This is a genomic window from Paraliomyxa miuraensis, from assembly GCF_026337845.1.
GTDB classification, from domain to species: Bacteria; Myxococcota_A; Polyangia; order Nannocystales; family Nannocystaceae; genus Paraliomyxa; species Paraliomyxa miuraensis.
Genome location: NZ_JAOVZF010000156.1, coordinates 214,250 through 232,840 on the forward strand (window position 1 = coordinate 214,250; position 18,591 = coordinate 232,840).

The 18,591-nt window shown below is 68.1% G+C and carries 18 protein-coding genes and 1 tRNA gene; 10 read left to right on the top strand and 9 right to left on the bottom strand.

Features of this window, described 5'->3' with window-relative positions:
• The first annotated feature begins 2 nt into the window (after window positions 1-2).
• The gene (locus OEB96_RS26325) at window positions 3-854 is read left to right on the top strand and encodes a phosphotransferase family protein (protein WP_266219498.1); all 852 of its coding nucleotides are present in this window, start codon (window positions 3-5) and stop codon (window positions 852-854) included.
• 34 nt (window positions 855-888) lie between these two features.
• Here the strand turns inward: OEB96_RS26325 and OEB96_RS26330 are convergent, their stop codons facing one another.
• Window positions 889-2,094 (bottom strand): NHL repeat-containing protein, encoded by a 1,206-nt coding sequence (locus tag OEB96_RS26330; RefSeq protein WP_266219499.1) that lies wholly within the window; start codon window positions 2,092-2,094, stop codon window positions 889-891.
• Between the two features lie 183 nt (window positions 2,095-2,277).
• On the opposite strand from OEB96_RS26330, the gene OEB96_RS26335 reads away from it, so the two are divergent.
• The 7 genes from OEB96_RS26335 to OEB96_RS26365 all read left to right on the top strand — a co-directional run bounded on the left by OEB96_RS26335 (window position 2,278) and on the right by OEB96_RS26365 (window position 8,011).
• Complete coding sequence (locus OEB96_RS26335) at window positions 2,278-2,661, top strand: DUF4240 domain-containing protein (protein ID WP_266219500.1); 384 nt, start codon at window positions 2,278-2,280, stop codon at window positions 2,659-2,661.
• A gap of 120 nt (window positions 2,662-2,781) precedes the next feature.
• Window positions 2,782-3,924, top strand: coding sequence for a hypothetical protein (locus OEB96_RS26340; RefSeq protein WP_266219501.1), 1,143 nt, complete (start codon window positions 2,782-2,784; stop codon window positions 3,922-3,924).
• 63 nt (window positions 3,925-3,987) lie between these two features.
• Window positions 3,988-4,058 (top strand) — tRNA-Asp (locus OEB96_RS26345).
• 580 nt (window positions 4,059-4,638) lie between these two features.
• A complete protein-coding gene (locus tag OEB96_RS26350; protein WP_266219502.1) occupies window positions 4,639-4,782 on the top strand; it encodes a hypothetical protein in 144 nt (47 codons plus the stop codon).
• Between the two features lie 1,029 nt (window positions 4,783-5,811).
• Window positions 5,812-6,552: a hypothetical protein gene (locus tag OEB96_RS26355; RefSeq protein WP_266219503.1), complete on the top strand. Its 741-nt coding sequence runs from the start codon at window positions 5,812-5,814 to the stop codon at window positions 6,550-6,552.
• A gap of 224 nt (window positions 6,553-6,776) precedes the next feature.
• Complete coding sequence (locus OEB96_RS26360) at window positions 6,777-7,289, top strand: hypothetical protein (RefSeq protein ID WP_266219504.1); 513 nt, start codon at window positions 6,777-6,779, stop codon at window positions 7,287-7,289.
• A gap of 11 nt (window positions 7,290-7,300) precedes the next feature.
• Complete coding sequence (locus OEB96_RS26365; protein WP_266219505.1) at window positions 7,301-8,011, top strand: hypothetical protein; 711 nt, start codon at window positions 7,301-7,303, stop codon at window positions 8,009-8,011.
• A gap of 193 nt (window positions 8,012-8,204) precedes the next feature.
• On the opposite strand, the gene OEB96_RS26370 is transcribed toward OEB96_RS26365, so the two are convergent.
• From OEB96_RS26370 to OEB96_RS26385, 4 genes are all read right to left on the bottom strand, one after another.
• Window positions 8,205-8,492, bottom strand: coding sequence for a Mu transposase domain-containing protein (locus OEB96_RS26370; protein WP_266219506.1), 288 nt, complete (start codon window positions 8,490-8,492; stop codon window positions 8,205-8,207).
• A gap of 264 nt (window positions 8,493-8,756) precedes the next feature.
• Window positions 8,757-9,023 (bottom strand): hypothetical protein, encoded by a 267-nt coding sequence (locus OEB96_RS26375; RefSeq protein WP_266219507.1) that lies wholly within the window; start codon window positions 9,021-9,023, stop codon window positions 8,757-8,759.
• Between the two features lie 106 nt (window positions 9,024-9,129).
• Window positions 9,130-9,396 (bottom strand): hypothetical protein, encoded by a 267-nt coding sequence (locus OEB96_RS26380; protein WP_266219508.1) that lies wholly within the window; start codon window positions 9,394-9,396, stop codon window positions 9,130-9,132.
• Between the two features lie 152 nt (window positions 9,397-9,548).
• On the bottom strand, window positions 9,549-9,881 hold the full coding sequence (locus OEB96_RS26385; RefSeq protein WP_266219509.1) for a hypothetical protein: 333 nt from the start codon (window positions 9,879-9,881) through the stop codon (window positions 9,549-9,551).
• Between the two features lie 475 nt (window positions 9,882-10,356).
• Between OEB96_RS26385 and OEB96_RS26390 the strand changes: the two genes are divergently transcribed.
• Both OEB96_RS26390 and OEB96_RS26395 read left to right on the top strand, forming a co-directional pair.
• Complete coding sequence (locus OEB96_RS26390; RefSeq protein WP_266219510.1) at window positions 10,357-13,800, top strand: serine/threonine-protein kinase; 3,444 nt, start codon at window positions 10,357-10,359, stop codon at window positions 13,798-13,800.
• A 45-nt stretch (window positions 13,801-13,845) separates the two neighbouring features.
• Window positions 13,846-14,949: a hypothetical protein gene (locus OEB96_RS26395; RefSeq protein ID WP_266219511.1), complete on the top strand. Its 1,104-nt coding sequence runs from the start codon at window positions 13,846-13,848 to the stop codon at window positions 14,947-14,949.
• 44 nt (window positions 14,950-14,993) lie between these two features.
• Here OEB96_RS26395 and OEB96_RS26400 read toward each other — a convergent pair whose 3' ends face one another.
• The 4 genes from OEB96_RS26400 to OEB96_RS26415 form a co-directional block, all read right to left on the bottom strand.
• Entirely contained in the window at window positions 14,994-16,583 is a 1,590-nt protein-coding gene (locus OEB96_RS26400; RefSeq protein ID WP_266219512.1) for a tetratricopeptide repeat protein, read from the bottom strand.
• 60 nt (window positions 16,584-16,643) lie between these two features.
• On the bottom strand, window positions 16,644-17,081 hold the full coding sequence (locus OEB96_RS26405; RefSeq protein WP_266219513.1) for a JAB domain-containing protein: 438 nt from the start codon (window positions 17,079-17,081) through the stop codon (window positions 16,644-16,646).
• A 77-nt stretch (window positions 17,082-17,158) separates the two neighbouring features.
• On the bottom strand, window positions 17,159-17,989 hold the full coding sequence (locus tag OEB96_RS26410) for a hypothetical protein (protein ID WP_266219514.1): 831 nt from the start codon (window positions 17,987-17,989) through the stop codon (window positions 17,159-17,161).
• Window positions 17,979-18,569, bottom strand: a complete 591-nt coding sequence (locus tag OEB96_RS26415; protein ID WP_266219515.1) for a hypothetical protein — start codon at window positions 18,567-18,569, stop codon at window positions 17,979-17,981. Before OEB96_RS26415 ends, OEB96_RS26410 begins: the two co-directional genes overlap by 11 nt.
• Window positions 18,570-18,591: the final 22 nt, after the last annotated feature.

Here is an 18,591-nt window from a genome sequence, read left to right on the forward strand (position 1 = left end):
GCATGGCGGCGGGCGAGGGCTCGACGCGATCCGGGCCACTTGCCGTTGGTTCTGGCAAGGTGGAGCCGATGACCGGATTCGACATCGACGAGATTCCGTCGGCGCTGCAGAGACATCTCCCTGTCGGGGCCGAACTCGTCTGGCCGGCCCAGGGGATGACCTCGGAGGTCGCGCTTGCGGTCGGTACCTCCGGCACCGTCGTCCTGAAGCGGTGCACGAACCCGATCTACCTGACCTGGCTACGCCGGGAGCACGAGGTACTCCTCGCGATTGCGCATCTCGGGTTGCCGGTACCGAACGTCATCGACCATACCGAGCAGAGCGGCTCGTCGGGGCCCGAAGCCTGGCTCGTCATGTCCTGTCTTCCGGGCCGCTCGCTGTGGAGCGCAATGCTCGAAGCGCCGGACGGGGAGCGAGGGCCGCTCTTGCAGCGGCTCGGGTTGTTCCTGCGAGCCTTGCACTCGGCGAGGATTCCCGAAGCGCTCGGGCAGCCGAAGGACTGGATCAGCCGCAAGCTGGAGCAGGCTCGCGCGAACCTCGACTGGTGCGATGGCGACGAGGGGCTGCTTCGTTGGCTGGAAGAGTCACGTCCCGCCCCGGTCCCCGAGGTGTTGATTCACGGGGATCCGTCCCTCGACAACGTGCTGATCGACGAAGGCGGTGTGCTGTCGTTGATCGACTGGTCCGGTGGGGATTGCGGGGATCCTCGATACGACATTGCCCTGGCGCTGAGGACCGAGCCCGAGATCACGCTCGGAGCTCACGAGGTCGCCTCGTTCCATTCTGCCCATGGTGGCGCGCCGATGGATGCGAGGACGCAGCGATGGTTCGAGCTGCTCTACGAGTTCTCTTGAGACTCGCAGGACCTCCTGACGCACGACCGAGCGCTCACCGCAGCCGGTCGAGCCATGCGCCCACGAAGTTGGTGTAGCCGACCACGTACGCGTGGCAGTCCTCGTCCACCGCCACTCCCGTGGCGAACCGCCCCTCGCGCTCGTAGCGGGCCAGGTGCGTGCCGTCGGCCGCATAGCGCTCCACCACCACCGTGCTCTGCCCGTTGATCGCCCCCGCCACCACGATCGAGTCGTCGGCGTCGACGGCCACCGCGTTGGCGCCGAAGTCGAGCGGGATCGTCAGCTCGATCGAGCCGGCCGCATCGAAGCGATGCACCCGGTGATCTTCCATTTCGGAGGTCACGGGCAAGACCGCCCGGCCCTGGCTGTCGGAGGCCACGCTGAACGAGGTGTCGATCCACCCGCCGACCTCGTCCTCGTAGCTCCATTGCAGCATGCCGTCGCCGTCGTACGCCCGCACCACCGGACCCGGAATCGTGTTGGTGTGCGCCGACACGAAGATCGTGCCCGCGGGCGCCACCGCCACGTGCGAGCCCCACAGCGACCCGTTCTGCCCGGCCATCTGCGTCCATGCCTCCATCGCGTCCGGGGTGTAGCGGCGCACGAGCATGACCTCCTCGCTCTCGCCGGCCACCACCGCATCGCCGTCGGGCAGCAGCGCCACGCCCTGCCAGATCGTGTGGCTCGCGTTCTCGTGCACGTCCTCGGCCAGCACGTTGCCGTCGGCGTCGTACCAGCGGAACAACCCCGCGAACCATCCCGAGTCGCCGGTCATCGCCCCTGCCAGGATCACACCGCCCGACGGGTCGATCGCCAGGTCCTCCAGCGACAGATCTCCCTCGCCGCCGAACATCGGTACGGGGTCGTCCCAAAGCGGGTTGCCGTCGAGGTCCAGCACCCGCAGGTGCGAGTCGCCGAACTCGCCCGCCATCCACGCCACTCGGCCCACCCCCACCGCGACGGCGTCGGCCCGCTCCGCGGCATCGGTCACGCCCCACTCGAGCACGAGATCGCCCGAGCCCGCCGGGCACAGTGACGGCAGCGGATCGCCCATGTCGGGCATGGGGTCGATCGTGGGATCGTCGTCCACGCCGGTCGAGGTCTCGTCGGCCGTCGTGGGGGTGGGGGTCGTGGTGGTGGAATCGTCGGCGACGGTGGTGGTGGAGTCGTCATCCAGGGTGGTGGTGTCGGTCTCGAGCTCCACGGCGGGTCCGCAGCCGAGCGCGAGCAACCACGGCACCAACGACCGAGCGATCGAGGAACGAGGGATCGATGAGCAAGCCATGCTCTCGTATGAGTGTCGATCGGGGGCGATTCGATCGTATGGGCGCGTCTGCGCAGATTGCGCGACCGGTCCGAAGCCTCTTCCGAGTTCTCTGCGCAGCCTCGCCAACTGGCTTAGGATCTTGGTTGCGCGACTCCGATGCATGATCTCACCGTCTTCGAAACCGGTGCGGAGCTCGACCGCTTCTGGGCCTGGGTCGAGCTCGCGCGACGCGACTGGGATGCCTTCGCGGCCGAGCTGCGGACGCTCGACGAGCCGACGCTGATCCGCTTCGTCTGGACCTTCCAGGATCTGGCCGGCGACGTCAGTGAGGCCATCGAGGACAGCGACTCCTACGATTACGACCACGACCTCGAAGACGTCTGCGGGTGGGTGGTCGCGCAGGGGCGCGCGTTCTACGAGCGCTGCCTCGCCGATCCGACGCTCGCGCCGGACGAGCTGGAAGGCGTGGGGATCGACGTGCAGTACGAGGCGGCCACGGCCTACCGCGAGCGGTCCGGCAAGGATCCGCCCTCGTATTGATCCACGCCCGGCCCGTCTCGTCGGCGAGGCCGATCCCGGCGCACCCGTTCGCCGTGATCGCATGAGCGCGAGCGCGGCCGCCGGCTGCATCTCGACCTGGTATCCTCGCGCGAGCCCGCCATGAAGCTCGCCGAGATCCCGCTGGTGCTCCAGCGCCTGCGCACCGGGCCGGCGGCCTGGGACGAGGTGGCGTGTGCGTTCGAGGGCGAGGGGGCGACGTGGCGGGATGCTCATGCCCGGGCTCGGTATGCCGTCTTGCTGGGGCTGCAATACGATCGGCGGCCCGAGGATCGGGAGCTGGTCGTGCACCTGTTGGATCAGGAGGTGCGGTACGCACAGCAGAGCCCGTTCCAGGGCAATGCCGACAGCCTCCGGTTGGCCGCGTTCCTGGCGGCGACGCTCGATGACGTCTCGCTCTCGTGGCTGCTGTTGGAGGCCAAGCGCGCCAACTTCGACACCGCGTGTGGCTTCGACGTGGAGACGCTGTTCGCTTGTGGGGTCGCTCGAACGTGGGCGATGGTGCTGGCGTCGGACCGACCCGAGCGCGACGCGTTCATCGAGCTGGCGGGGAACGGCAACGAGCCACGCTGCACCCAGGACGAGGTCGACGCGTGGTGGAAGCGGCAACATCGGGACTTTCCCGCGCGCTGGGAGGACGAGCCCGCGCTGGCCAGGCTGGGGATCTGCATCGACCTCGGAGATCTCGAGGCGGGCGCGGAGATCCTGCACGCGTGGCAGTCCGAGGAGCTCGGTCGCGCCGAGCCGGGCAGCGCGACCGAGCGGCAGGTGCTCGAGCAAGCGCGCTATTGGTGGAGCGAGCTCGGGAACACCGAAGACGCCGCGAAGGCCCAAGCGAAGCTCGACGAGCAGCTCCCCGAGCTCGTCTGGGACCGCGCCAGCGCGCTCGAGCGCGCGGTGAAGATCTACGCCGCCGCCGGCTGGGTACACGCGGGGCTCGAGCGGCTCACACCGCTACGCGAGGCGCTCCTGCAAGTGGAGGGTTTCGAGCAGGTCGGGCTCGGACGCATGGCGGTCGAGGTCGCGGTGGATCTCGGCCTGGCCGCCCACGCGGACCCGCAAGGGGCTGCGCAGGCCTTCGCATGGGCCGAGCAGCTCCTGAGCCACGGCGTTGGTACCTCGCTGGTGCTCCTGGAGAAGCTGTGCGCACTGGCGACTCGGCTCGGGCACGGCGAGCGTGCGGGCCACTACGATGCGCTTGCCCGAACCGAGCGCGAGCGTATTGCGGTCTTGCTGAGTCGGTAGGCGGTAGGCGATGCTCCCCGCGCTGGGGCGTTCGCGACTCCGGGATCGAGACCGCCTAGGGCCAAGGCGGTATTAAGTTTGGTTATAACGCCGGCCTGTCACGCCGGAGGTCGCGGGTTCGAGCCCCGTCCGCCCCGCAAAGTCCCCGAGATCTTCAAGGATCTCGGGGCTTTTTGCGTTCGGGGCCTGGTGGCTCGGGAGGCTTGGTCGCAGCGGGTGAGTGGGGTTGGCGATCTTCATGGCTGACGTGGTCGCGGGCCAATTCTGGCGTACGAGCGGGAATTCGGCGGTTTGGGATCACAGGCCGGCGTTATAGCCAACTTTAACACCGCCCTTGCGCTAGGAGGTGTCCCAGCCCGCCGGCTGGGATGTGGGTGAGAGTGAGTATTGGGTGAGCTTCCGCCTTCGCTTGCGCCGGTGCTCAGCGTGCACGACGTCGGGGGCGAATGTCAATATTCCGCGCGTGTGGCGCGATCGAATTCCCGGCTGGAATGGCGCAAACCGCCTCTGAAAGGCGTTCCAAGGGCGGTGAGCTCGTTCGAGGGATCGAGGTTCCGGCTGGCGGCCCGAACGGACCATCGCGAACCACTACGAGATTCCTTCGATTGACCGCTCGACTTGGGCTGCGGGGGCAGGAGATCCGCACCATCTTTGGCCGACCACCCTGGTGCCCTCGATGTCCGTGGGCACCACTCCCGAAAGAAGGATGTGGCCATGGCCAAACAAGGAACCCCCAGCTCCAACGATCAGCGCTCCGACGTCAAGAACCCCAACAACCCGCAGCACGACAAGGCGCATGGCAACCGCGGGGCCCAGCTGAACCCCAACCGCGGTGGCGAGGGGAAGAAGGGCAAGTAGAGGAATACGGGACTGGTGGCGTACGTCGGTGCGCCGCCGATTCTCATGACGCAGGGGGAGAGGATGGCCACGAAGCCCATCGGATCGCACGGGTCGACCGTCGTCGATGGATGGGCCCGCGGCCACCTCCCCTCCAGCGGGTGCTTGCTGGGAGTCCTCGTCGAGACCTGCGATCTGCGGCCGGAGAGCGAGACACTCCGGGGGTCGACCGCGCAGCGTTGGTTTCGAGGCGAGCCCGTGCGTCCGACGAGCCAGGAGCGCATCATCAGCGAGATTGCACGGAGCGCCCGCGCGAGCTTCGGCGACGTGACGTTGGTGGGCTCCGAGGAGCTACTCACGTGCATGACGGTTGCCTGGGATGGGTTCCGAGGCACGGCCTCATCGATGTCCAACCTGCTCGAATCCTCGGGGGGGCCGTGGGCGATCCCGGTGCTGATCGTCCGAGGCTTCGTCATGGCAAGCGTCGCCGATTGCCTCTCCGTCGTCGGAGATGACGACGCGTCCCCAAGACGAAGCGGAGGGGTTCGAGCGCTGCTTCGTCGGTGGCAAGCGGCCGGTTCGAAGCGGCTCTCTCGCGACGAGTTGGCTCGGTTGCTTCGTCGTAGCCGAAATGCGATCGACGCGTGGCTGGACCATGGGGCGCTGCCCAAGCGCGACAGCATCGTCGAGGTGGCGCGGGTGTTTGGTCGTCATCTGGGTCGCTGCGAGCACGAGCTCGCCATCGAGCTTCGGCGACGAGTCGCGGTGGATCGCCTGGGGCGTCGGATGCTCGAGGTCTTCCGACGGCGACCACGTTGGGCGGGCCGATCGGGATCACCGGCCGTGGTGTCCGACCGTCGGCAATCCGAGGTTGGCCTCGGCGATCGTCCTCGGTTGGGTTGAGCAGGGACGTCGGCATTCGCTGCCACGTCTCGAGGATCTGGTCGTGGCGACTCGCGTCGTGCGCGATGGTCGCCTGTGCAGCGTAGACCGCCTACGGCCGCTCATAGTGGATCGCCGCGGAATTCGCCCGCACGATCCGGTGCCTCCATGCAACGATCCCGGTCGGAGGCGCCCAGCAGGCACGTGCGACCCGCCATCAGCCCGACTCCGCTCCCGCTCGTCGACTCCCTCGCGATCGCCCACGCGATGGGCCAGCGGCCCGACCTCGATGGCGCCCAGCGCTTGACCCCGGCGGAGTGGAAGGCCGCGGCATCGGCGGCGCTGCTGCGTCGGGACCGGGCTGGGCTCGAGACCTTGGTGCGGGTCGAGCTGGCCCCTGCGATCGCCAAGGCAATCGCGCTGCTGGGGGCGACGGTGAAGGACTGCACGTGGTGGCCCGAGGAGATCTCGGACCAGTGGGTGCGGAAGATCGTGGTACGGCTCGACGGCGCCTGCCTCGCGCTGCTCCACGCCACCGAGGTGGTGCGGGTGACCGAGCGCTGGGAGGCGCTGGGCGATCCCGAGCGCGCCGCGCCGACTCGGCCGAAGCGCGGCACGGCCGTGGGGGTGCTGGAGCAGGCGTCGATCTACCAACAGAAGGAGTGGGGCGACGCGCACGAGGCGGTCTCCCGAGATCTCGGCGATGCGTTGTGCAGTCTCGCGAGCGCGGCCGAGGCCGTCGTGAGGTTGGTGGACGCGGGCCAGCTCGAAGAGCTACCAACCAGCCCGCTGCAGGAGCAGCTCTACCGGGCCCACGCAGTAGCAGCGGCGGTGCTGGCCTACGAGCTCGCGCTACTTGGTGAAGGCCCGCTCGCGGATCCGGCGACGCCACTGATCCTGCCGGAGTGATCGAACGGGTGCGCCCATGGGCTGTGAGAGCCCAGGGTGGGCGGCCAAAGGGGGCCAAGGGGGGTTGCATTTAACCCAATGGTCGGCGTGGCCGCAGGGTGGTACGAGAGCCATGAGTCGACCGCGATGGAAGGCGAGCCGAGATGGGCTCGCTCGAAGCACTCCCGTGGATGCCTACTCGAAGGCATGCGGCGACCGATTTGGATGCGCCCATGAGACCGATCGTGCTCACTGACGACGCAGAGACCGTGAAGACCGATGAGCCCATGGAGTGGGAGGTCTGGACGCTGGCCCAGGTCGCGGAGATGCCGATCGAATGCGCAGTGGAGCCCATGGTCTGTACCGATCTCATGACGGCAGTCCAACACCTGCGGCCGATATTCGTCTACGAGGGCGTCCTGGTGTTGATGGTCGCCTGGAGGGATGGCGCGTGGGTCGATGGTTGCGAGATGAGCCGGGCGATCAAGGCGATGCTCCACGCCGAGCCCTGCCTGTGGCTCGAGCTCGTCGACGACACCGAGCGCGGTCGCTGGGCAGGCGAGGTCATGGGCGGGCCGAGCCCGACCGCGGCACGGACTCCCGCGCTTGGCGGCGGCGATGCGCTGGCCAGTGAGGAGCAGCGGCTGGAAGCGGAGGGGCACGGCGAGCTCGTGCCGGTGCTTCGGCAGTACGCCAAGCGGTGGCAGGACTATCGGATCCCCGTGTGGAGGCAGTGCGAGTGGCGACGACCCAACTGAGACTCGAGGGCATGCCGGACACGAGCCGGTCGGTGGAACGCACCGGGCCGATCACGGAGGCCCCCAATGCCTTGGCGGACCTCTACGCGATCGTCCAGGGGAGGCTGGCAACCGCGGTCACCGAGGCCGAGGAGGTCGGAGCGGTTGAAGATGCGCTCCGGTGGTATCGACGGCACGAGCGCGCGAAACGGTGGCTCTGTAGAGCGGCGCATGCGAAGGCAGCCCAAGGGTTCCACCAGCAGCTCCTGAAGACGATCGCGTTCGGTTGGAACGGCCGCCTCCTGTGGTACAGGGATGAGGAGCATGCTCGAGCGACCTTTCAGCTGGTGCTGTGCCTTCCGCCGGACTACACGGAGGCGGAAGTCGGGGCCGGGATACGGCTCGGGGCGTGCGACTCGTGGACACCAGCGGACCGGGTCCCGTACTGGGTGCGCGCGGGTGCGAACGGCCGGTGGTGCCCCCTCTTCTGGGAGCACGTAGAAGCACCGATGTCCTGGTATCGCATCGGTCGGGAGATCGGCGACCGCTGCATGGTCCACGAAGCCCGCATGGTCTTGTTGGACGCCTCGTGGAGACTGGCCTCGCACATCCATCACGCGCCCGCTATCGTGGGCGCGGACGGTCGGCGATGTCCCTCGCGAGCCCTGACGCCCTACTTCGATCCGGAGGAGCAGGCGACCGCGGCCGCGTATGCGGCCGAGATGGGGCTACCGTGGGAGTAGGGCACGGGTCGTGTGGAGTGCGACACCGGGCTCCGCATGGACGCGACCTGGGGAGCCGACGCCTCAAGTGGGGCTCTCTCTGCCGTGGCGATCGCGGTCGGCCCGGATTCAGGCAGAGAATTTTCCTCGCACTTTCCCTGCAACGCTCGGGCTCGGTGGCCGATAGAAAGGGCGATGCGACTCGCGTTCAGCCTCACTCGCCGATGCCCTGTCCGTGGCCAACTCGATGGGTCGGCGTCCGGCAGGCACATGGCTTCCTCGTGTAGCCGTTGCGCACGGAGCTGCGGACGTGCGACGTGATCCGGCGCCCCTTGAAGAAGACCTCGACCGTCGTCGCCGTGGTGCGGACGTCGAGGCGTTCGCGGTACAGCGAGTGCGGTACCGAGCAGTGGTGGTGCCCAACGTGGACGTGGTAGTTGGGTCCAACGCCGGTCTCGGCCCACTCGGCGTACTCGTAGCGCTCGCGAGGAAGCGGTCGCATCGCCGGCTTGTCCAGCCGCTCGAAGAGCTCGCGGCGGCTCGCACCGTAGTGCCTCATTGTGCGCGTGTTGAGTCGCTTGAGCAACTCGGCGATCCGCTCGTTGAACTCCGCAATCGAGTAGAAGGTCTGTTGCGCAGACAGGCCAGGATCCAGCGCTGAGCAATGAGCACGCCGTTCTCGACCTTCGCCTTGTCCCTTGGGCTTGCCCGGCCTCGCGGGCACGATGGCCGTGCCGTAGTACTCGGCCCAGTCCTGGTACGTGCGCTAGATCGTCGGCTCGTATCGGCACGCCTTGGTCACGCCGCTCTTGAGCTGGTCGGGCGTGAACGCTCGCGTCACACTGCCGAAGTACTCCACGGCGTTGGTGTGGCTGCGGATCCACTCCGGGCTCTGCTGGGTGCGCGTCGCCTCGACGTAGGTGTAGTTCGAGGCGGCCTCGATCACCTCGCCCGTGTCCCGGTCGACGATGCATGGCTTCTTGCCCGAGTAGTCGACGAAGGTGTGCTCGCCGGCGATGTAGACCTGGCGCATCGTCAGCCCGCGTCGCCGAGCCACTCGCGGTACAGGTCGCAGAAACGCGTGTAGCGGTACCCGCCGGGATGCTCCTGCAGGCACTCGAGGTGGAGCAGCTCAAGCGTCATACCGGGCTGGCGACGTTCCGCGTGCACGTACTGGAAATTCGGCAGCGGACGCGACGCGCCGGGCTCGACCTCGCGCCGAAGAGCCGGTGCTCGAGCTCGACCTCGCCGAGGGCTTCGACGTCACTCCACGTCAGCCCGGCGTGCGTGGCCCGGGCGACCGCCGAGCTCACGGCACCGACGCTCACGCCGAGGCTGCGCGCCTCGTCGCGATGGCTGCTGCCGAGCACCCACTTCTGTCTCAGGATCTCGCGGATCTTCTTCATCGTCAGTCGCTTCGCCATCTCGCCTCCGCGTGGATGCGGTCGAGCCACTGACCCTCGTCGTCGCCATTGCCGGGTCGGCCAGGTGTTCACGAAGCGGTGATCCCGGCGTTCACGAACGCCGATTCGGCGTTCACGCGCGCCAATCTCCACGGTCACGGCCGGCCGATCTCACGATCGTCCGGCGCAGTCAGCCATGGGATCGCAATCAAAACGGACTGGAACGTTCCACCTCCGGGTTCACGGCCTGGGGTGTAGCCCGAATAGACGAACATGACTTTGACGCCGAGGTGGGCGGTGGCGTTTGCCGCAGCCGCGATGGCGAAGGCGTTGCCGCCCAACGCAATCCAGCCTTCCGCTCCGTCGTCGGCAATGAAATAGACATGATGGTCGTAGGAACGACAGTATCGCACTTGGGCAAGCGTCGCATGTTGCTCGATCATTTCCTCGGCAGTCCTCGGCGCCGCCGGTTTGGGTGTCTTCTGCATATGACCTCCTCTCGATATCTGTGTCACGAATACCTAGCGTGTCGAGTCGAACAGCCAACTTCTCCTTCCGCCGTCCGCACGTAACCGGTGAGGCCCTGAAACGAGATTCAGCGCTAACTTCCTTTCTAGGACTGAGGCTTTCGGGAAGGTGGTCTTTTGTGCCCCAGGGACGCCGCCCTGGTCGCCCCAGGGACGCCGCCCTGGTCGCCCCAGGAACGCCGCCCTGGTCGCCCCAGGAACGCCGCCCCGCCCTGGCCGCGTCGATGCTGCTCGCTTCGGACGCGGCGCCCCAGGACAGCGGTGTATGGAGCCGAGTTCGAACCGCCGTCGGTGAAGGCTGCGACACGCACGTACCGCGTTCGCTGCGCATCGCCTTCACCGCCGGTCCCAAATCCCCCGTCACCGTCCGCTCGCGACCGCGCTGCCCCTTCGTGGATGCGCTCGATCCTCGCTACCCTAGGCTGCTTGCCCGAAGGTGCCGTACGACGACGAGCCATCTGGTGATCCCACGTTGACCGGCGCGCCGAGGACGGGGAGCCTCGATTCTGGATCCAGGACGCACGACTCCGGGATCCGCCCGGGTGGGCAGGTCGGCCGCTTCCACGTGCTCGAGCGGATCGGGGCGGGCGGGATGGGCCAGGTGCATGCGGCCTACGATCCCAACCTCGACCGCAAGATCGCGCTGAAGGTGCTGCACGAGGAGCGCGACGCCAAGGACGATCCGCGGCTGGTTCGCGAGGCGCAGGCGCTGGCTCGGCTGTCGCATCCGAACGTGGTGGCGGTGCACGACGTGGGCACGCACGACGGGCGGCTGTTCGTGGCGATGGAGTTCGTCGAGGGCGTCACGCTGCGGGAGTGGTTGCAGCGGCATCCTCCTCCAGGCTCGGCCGAGCGCCTGGGTGAGGTGCTCGAGCTGCTGGTACAGGCGGGCGAGGGCCTGGCCGCGGCGCATCGGGCCGGGCTGGTGCACCGCGACTTCAAGCCGAGCAACGTGCTCATCGGCGCGGACGGACGCGTGCGGGTGGTGGACTTCGGGGTGGTGCGGGTCGACGAGCCGCGCGGAGGCAAGGGCCGACGGCATCTCGAGGTGGTGCGCGACGAGGAGCCGAGCCCACCACCGGAGGGCAACCTGTTGGACCTCGTCTCCGATGCGCCGCTGACCCGGCCCGGGGCACTGGTGGGAACGCCGGCCTACATGGCGCCGGAGCAGCTCTTGTCGCTCGCGGCCAATGCGGCGTGCGACCAGTTCGGGTTCTGTGTGACGGCGTGGGAGATGATCTTCGGCGGGCGGCCGTTCACGGGGAAGACGATCCCGGCGCTGCTCGAGTCGATCCGCAAGGGGCAGGTAACGCGGTCGTTCGAGGTGGAGTGCCCGGACGAGATCGAGAAGGCACTGCGGAAGGGGCTGGCGTTCGCGCCCAAGGGGCGGCACCGGAGCATGGATGCGCTGCTCGGGGTGTTGCAACGGGCCCAGGCGCGGATGCGGGGGGAGGCCGTACCGCCGCTGGCGAGCAAGCGGTGGCTTTGGCTGGGCGCGATGGGCCTGACGGGTACGGTCGGGGCCGCAACGCTCGTGCTGGCCCAGGATGACTCGCAGCTCTGCACGGGCGCCGCGAGCCACTTGGTCGGGGCGTGGGATGACGCGACGAAGGCCGAGCTCGAGCAGGCGTTCCTGCGCACCGAGGCGGGCTTCGCCCCGGAGGCGTGGGGGAGGTTCGAGCGCGAGCTCGATGGGTACGCCGAGGCATGGATCGCCGGCCATCGCGATGCCTGCGAGGCGGCCCGGGTGCGCGGGGAGCAGTCGACCGAGCTGATGGATCTGCGGATGGCCTGCCTCGATGCGCGGCGGCGGTCCCTCGCGGCGCTGACCGAGGTCTACGCCGAGCCGGACGCGGAGATGCTCGTGCACAGCGACGAGGCGATCGCGGCGCTCGAGCCCATCGCCGCGTGCGCCGACCTCGAGCACGTGCGGCATCGCGGCGAGCTACCCAAGGACGGTGAGGCCGCGACCCAGGCCGAGGCGATCCTGGCCCGGGTCGCGCGCTCGGTGGCGCTGGAGGGCGCGGGCCGCTACGCCGAGGCTCTCGAGCTGGCCAGCGAGGCGGTGGAGGACGCGAACCGGCTCGGCTCGGATGCGGTCCTGGCCCGGGCGCTCGTGCAGCGGGGCAAGGTCCACGTCCACGAGCGGCAGGGCGAGCCGGCGCGCGAGAATCTCGAGCAGGCGTACCTGCTGGCGAAGCGGGCCGACCTGCCCGAGGTGGCGTTCGAGTCCGCCCGATCGCTGATCCAGGTCGACGGGATCCTGCTGATGCGCTTCGGCGAGGGACGCTGGTGGGCCAAGGTCGGGCTCTTCGAGGGCGAGCACGTGGTGGACGAGCGCAAGGCTCGGCTGCACGTGGATCTCGGCGCGCTGCTCCGCTCGGAGGGTCGCTTCGTCGAGGCGGAGGAGAGCTACGAACGGGCGGTCGATCTGCTGCGTCGCAGCGTGGGGGCCGAGCACCTGGCCTACGCGAGCGCCCTGCAGGCGCTGGGCGAGCTGCGGGCGGTGAAGGGCGGACCGGACCGAGCGCTGCCGCTGCTGCGCGAGGCGATGGAGATCGCCGAGCTGAACCTCGGGGCGGCGCATCCGTCGATGGGGCGGTTCCACACGAGCGTGGCGGAGGGATTTCGGCTCCAAGGCGATCTCGACCAGGCGCTCGAGCACGCACGGCAGGCGGTCGAGCTCGCCGAGGAAGCCTTCGGGACGGGCCACGTCGCGCTCTATCCGGTGCTCGACGAGCTGGCCAGCGTACAGGAGGACCGGGGTGAGATCGAAGCGGCGCTCGCCACCTTGGAACGCGCTCGTGGGCTACATCGACCAGAGCCGATCGGCGAGGCTTTCCTCGCACGGCTGTATGCGCGGGAGGGCGAGATCCGGTTCCAGCGGCACGACTATCCGGGCTCGGAGCAGGCGTTCCGGCGCGCGTCCAAGCTTGGTAGCGATGCACTGGGCGACACCCACCCGTACACCACCCGCTACCGCATTGGTCTCGGCGCGGCGGTGGGAGCCCAGGGGCGACGGGAGGAGGCGATCGCGATCATCGAGGCTGGGCGAGCCATCGGTGAGGCGATGCTCGGTGGGCAGCATCCCAACGTGGCCGTGACCCACGATGCGCTGGCTTCCGAGATGGAGCAGGCGGGCCGGCTCGACGAGGCGCTCGAGCACACCAAGCGGGCGCTGGAGATCTACGAGGCGGCGTACGGCGAGGACGGCTTCCAGCTGATGAAGCCGCACGGAAACATGTGCGGGATCCTGGGGCAGCTTGGGCGGGTGGAGCCGGCGGTGGAGCACTGCCAGCGGGCGCTCGAGCTGGCCAAGGCGTCGGTGTCGTCGGACCGGTCGCTCATGGCCAAGCTGCACAACAACCTCGGGGCCGCGCTGGTAGCAGCGCACCGCTGGGACGATGCGCTGCGGCACTACGAGGAGGCGCGGGAGATCTGGGAGCAGGAGCTCGGGCCGCGACACCTGATGGTGGCGATCGTGCTGGCCAACTTGGCCGAGGCGCATGCGGCCAAGGGGCGGCACGAGCGGGCGCACGAGCTGTACTCGGATTCGCTGGCGATCCGGGAGCAGGAGCTCGGGGCGGAGCATCCGATGGTGGTGGTGCCGCTGATCGGGCTCGCGAATGCCGCCTTGGCTCGGGGGGAGGCGGGCGAGGCGGTGGAACTGGGCCGCCGAGCGGTTGCGGTCGCGGAGGGCAAGGCGAGCGAGCTGGTGCTTGCGCGGGCCGAGGAGATGCTGGCCCGGGCCCTATGGAGCGAACCCGGAGGGCGACGCGAGGCGTCCGAGCTCGCGGGGCGGGCGAAGAAGTCCTTCGAGCGGCTTGGGGCGCAGGCACAGGAGGATCGCGTGCGGCTGGCCGCGTGGTGGCCGCGTTAGGAAGGCAACTCCTATTGGCTATGATGCCATCGACAGGAGACCACCATGGGTGAAGCAAGTGACGCGGCGAAACCCAGGGGGACGTATGCACGCGAGCGCCAGCGCCAACAGGCTCGTTTGAGGAAGCTGATCAAGAAACGGGATCGTGCGTGCATTGGGTGCGGCTCGTCGCAGGAGTTGCAGGCGGCGCACTTCATTCCGGTGATCGAGCTGATCAATGATGTTGACCTAGAAGCTGCGCATGACCATAGGCTCGCAGCCGGCTTGTGTCGGGGATGCCATCTGGTTTTTGATGGCAAGCACGAAATCCTCCCAGAAGATTTTGAGGAGCTCGGTGGGCTTATCGAGACGAGATTTGATCACTGTGTCAGGCACCTCGGGAGAGAGCCGGATCGCGCGGATATCTCCTTGTTGTCGCGGTCGGACCCCGAGGTTCAAGCGATCAACGAGCGGATGAAAATCCTCCTTGATAGAGCGCGAGACCTTCGCAGTCAGGTCGCAACGCGAATGGCAACGCACCTGGCTCAGATCGCTTTCCGGGAACAGGGGCCGAGCGAGGGACATGAAAGGCGAGGGTGGCTCTCGGAGATCAGGGAGAGAATCTTCGAAGAGGTTTTCTCGGATTTCTCGACTCGAAACCGCTTCTTCGCGATCGAGAAGGAACACAAGGAGATCGCGCGACAGGCCGGCCTTCACTACTCTCGGAGACTACGGCTCTGGTATGCTCCGAGTGACTCCAGTATGGAGATCTTGGAGCGGGACAAGCGGGCTCGCGAAATATTTGATCTTCAAATATGGCAACAGGCCCTTCATGAGGACGAGCAAAGGTGGCAAGAGGAGCGCGATCGTCGGCTTCGAGAGAAGGCAGAACGGAGACAAGACGCAAAGACAATGATGCAGCGAGCAATCCTCGTGGCGATGTCGACGGAGCCGATGACCATCCGCGAGATAGCAACAGCAGCCGGCCTAACCTATGGTCAGGTAAACAACGAGGTGTACCCAAACAGTGTGTCGCTTCATGCGCAAGGCCTTGCCGAGAGACATACTGGCCACAAGGGAAGGTCCTCCGCAGTAGCGTATTCACTCACTGCCACGGGGAAAGCGCAGGCGGATGCCATCAGAAAGGAGGAAAGCGAGGAGGGTCGCTAGATTGATCTTTGTATGGTGATCGATAGCATGACTCAATACTTGAGTCATGATCTCAGCTCGGGTACGAATGCCGTCAGCACCCAGCCCAAGGCCGGGGTGCCCAGCTCGAAGCGGATCCGGTCCTCGACCATCTCGCGGACCTCGAAGCCGGCGATCTCGAGCACGCGGCGCAGGTAGGCCGGGTGGTGAGCGTAGCGCCCGCCGTCGTTGAGCGCCCAGCCACGCTCCTCGTCGTCGCTGGTCTCGGCGGTGAAGACAAGGGCGCCGCCGGGCCGTAGGGCTCCGCGGAAGCCTCGGACGAGCCTGTCGAGCTCGCCGAAGTAGATGAAGACGTCGGCGGCGGCGATGAGGTCGAAGGCGGCGGTCTTGGCCTCGACGGCGGCGGTGAGCTCGGCCTCGATCAGCTCGTCGTAGACGCCGCGCTGGCGGGCGCGGGCGAGCATGCCGCGGGAGAGGTCGATGCCGACGAGCCTGCGGGCGCGCGGGCGCAGGAAGGGGGCGCACAGGCCGGTGCCGCAGCCGGCGTCGAGGACGTCGAGGTCGCGGCGGTCGGCCAGGGCAGAGCGCTCGATCGCGTCGGCGATGAGCTTGGGGCCTTGGTACTGGAGCTTGTTGACCAGCACGTCGTCGAACTGCTCGGCGAAGTCGTCGAACTCGCGCTGGACGTACTCGTCGGTGGCGCGCTCGGGCGGGGCCTCGTCTCCGCGCACGTTGGCCATGTGGGCGGCGATCGGGTCGGAGGGGTCGCGCTCGTGCCAGGCCTGGTAGACCGCGGTGGCCTCGTCGAAGCGTTGCAGGCGACGGAGGGCGAGGGCGAGCTGCTTGTAGATCGGCAGGTCGTCGGGGCGCAGCTCAAGCGCGTGGCGGAGGGGGTCGATCGCGTCCTCGATCTGGAGGTTGCGGGCGAGGGCGCGGCCGAGGTTGAGGTGGGCCTCGGAGAAGGTGGAGTCGAGGGCAACGGCCTGGCGGTAGCAGGCGATCGTGTCGTCGATGCGACCGTCGGCCTGCAGCGCGTTGCCGCGGGCGTTGTGGAGGTTGGCCACGTCGGGGGTGCGCAGGCCGGAGGCCTCGGCGAGGGCGAGCGCGCGGTCGAGAGCGGCGAGGACCTCGTCACGGGGAAGATCGCGCTTGGCGAGCACCTGGGCGAGGTTGGCCGCGGCGGGAAAGAAGCTGGGCTCGATCTCGAGGGCGCCGCGGTAGGCGTCGGCGGCCTCGGGCAGGTCACCGCGATCGCGGAGGGCGTTGCCGAGGTTGTTGTGTGCGGGCGCCATGTCCGGGTCGAGGGCAATGGCATGGCGGTAGGAGTCGATCGCGTCATCGAGGCGGTCGACCCCACGAAGGGCGTTGCCGAGGTTGAGGTGGAAGCCGGGCTGGGTGGCGTCGAGCTCGATGGCCCGCTTCAGCAGGGGGACGGCGTCGGCGGGGCGGGACTGTTGGAGGGCGAGGACGCCCTTCATGGACCAAGCGGCGGCGTGCTCGGGAGCCTGGCGTAGGACCTCGTCGTAGGCCGAGGAGGCAGCATCGAGGCGACCGCCGCGGTGGTGGTCGATCGCGTCGGCGAAGAGATCGTCGACGTCGAGCTTGGAGCGGCGGCGGGAGCCGGAGGCACGCTTCCACTTGCGGTGGCGCGTCATGGGAACCGGGAGCGTATCGCGTCCCCACGTGTCGTGCGAAGTCGGCGAGGACGCCAATCGCTACCGCATCCCATCCCTCCGACCCTCGCCTCCCCCGAGTAGCACCCCCAGCTCGACCATCGACACGACCTCCCGCCGCGTGACGATCACGTGGTCCAGCACCTCGATCCCGACCATGCCCGCTGCATTGACCATCGAGGCAGTCTGCATCACATCCGCCTGGCTCGGCGTGCTCCTCCCGCCCGGGTGGTTGTGCACGAGGATCGCCGCCCCGATCCCCGCCATCACCAACGGTCGGAATGCCGCCGAGGCCGAGAAGTCGACGCTCGTCTGCGTGCCGATCCCCACAGTGTGGACCGAGCGCAGGCGTAGGCAGGCGTCGACCCCCACCGTGATCGCGACCTCGAAGTCGAGCGGGCCGAGCAAGGGTCGGAGGAAGTCCAGATCCTTGGCGCTCTCGATCTTCCGCCCGTAGGGCACGTGTTCCCACGTGGGCACGGGCCAGTGGACGGGCCACCTCGGGCGACGGGTCACGCGGGGCTTCAACGTCCGCTTCCGGTTCATGAGCGGTGCCCTCATGGTCGCGCACCCTCCCGCAGCCCGGCCGGAACGGGAACCCGCCGCGTGTCTTCCACGATCTCGCTCGCCCGCATCCTACGATCCATCGCGCGTTCCCGTGCTCTCGACCGCCGCTGCTCGAACGGGAGGCTGGCCAGCTCCGCCACGCGCCTGGCTGCCCATTTCCGCTCCTCGTCGTTCGCAGCTGCGTAGGCCATGGCTCGGTCGACGAGGATGACCTGCAGGTCGAGGTAGTCCTGGACCATCCCGCAGTCGACCCCGTCGATGGAATACTGCCAGCCGTCCTGCTGCTCGAGGAACAGCATCGAGACCATGCCATCGTCGACCAGCACGGGGAGATCCTGCCCAATGCACACGTAGGCATCCGGATGCAGCCGCGCTGCCTCGGAGCCGATGCGGCCGACCGTCACGTCGTCGTCGGCATCGAACAGCACCCACTGTCGCCGCATGCCTTCACCCGGGCGGCCGGGCGCACACACGCCCCAGGGGCGCGGCACGACCATGTCATCGGCCTCGTCGAGCCAGTCCGCGTACCGCTCCGCAACGCACTGAGCGGCGATCCCCCGCAGGACGGGGCTTGCCTCCGCGTAGCGCTCGGCCTCCGCTACCAGGATTCGCGTCAAGTGATCGAGCCCCTCGAGCCTCCCGCGGCCCTGGCCGTTGCGACACCATCGCCAGCCGCTCTCGCCCCGGACGATCTCCAACCGGATCACGCCATCCTCGACGACCATCGGCTGGCCCACTCGGCCGTAGACGACCGCGGGCGCATGGATGATCCCGACGGCCCGCAGGATCGCCTCCACCTCCAGCTCGGGCTCACCGGGCATCGGCCTGTGCCTCCTCGTGCTGGACTCGGTGCTCGTCGTGGATGCGGTCCACGCTCGTTCTCTCGTCCAAGCCCGCATTGGCTTCGTCGTCCCCTTTGGACTCGTCACCGTCGTTGGCGGACGAGGAAGGCCCGTCGTACAACCCGTGCCGCTTGAGGCGTTCACGAATCGAACGGCGGCTCGTCTGCTGCTCGCGCGCCATCAAGGTGATGTTGCCGCCGCAGCGCTCCTTCGCCGCGGTCATGAGGAGACGATCCACGGCTTCCCAGATCTGCCGCCGACTGGGCATGGCATCGTGCGTGAACAGCCATCGACCGACCTCGTTCCATGCAGCGAGGGATCGTACCGATGCTTGGTCCAATCCAGGCTCCAGGGCGACGTCCCGCTTCGCGGCTCGACGTCGAGGTCGTGCTCCCGGTGGATTTCCGCCACCATGCCCCTCAGCTGAAGGGGCCGTGCTCATGGCTACGCCGGACCCATCGTCGTTTCGTGAGATCACCATCATCAACACCTCCATCTCGGCACGCACTGCTACGCCACGCAGCGAGAACGGCCAACATCGGCCGAGCTCGACGCGCATGCTCGTCCCGATTCAGTTACCA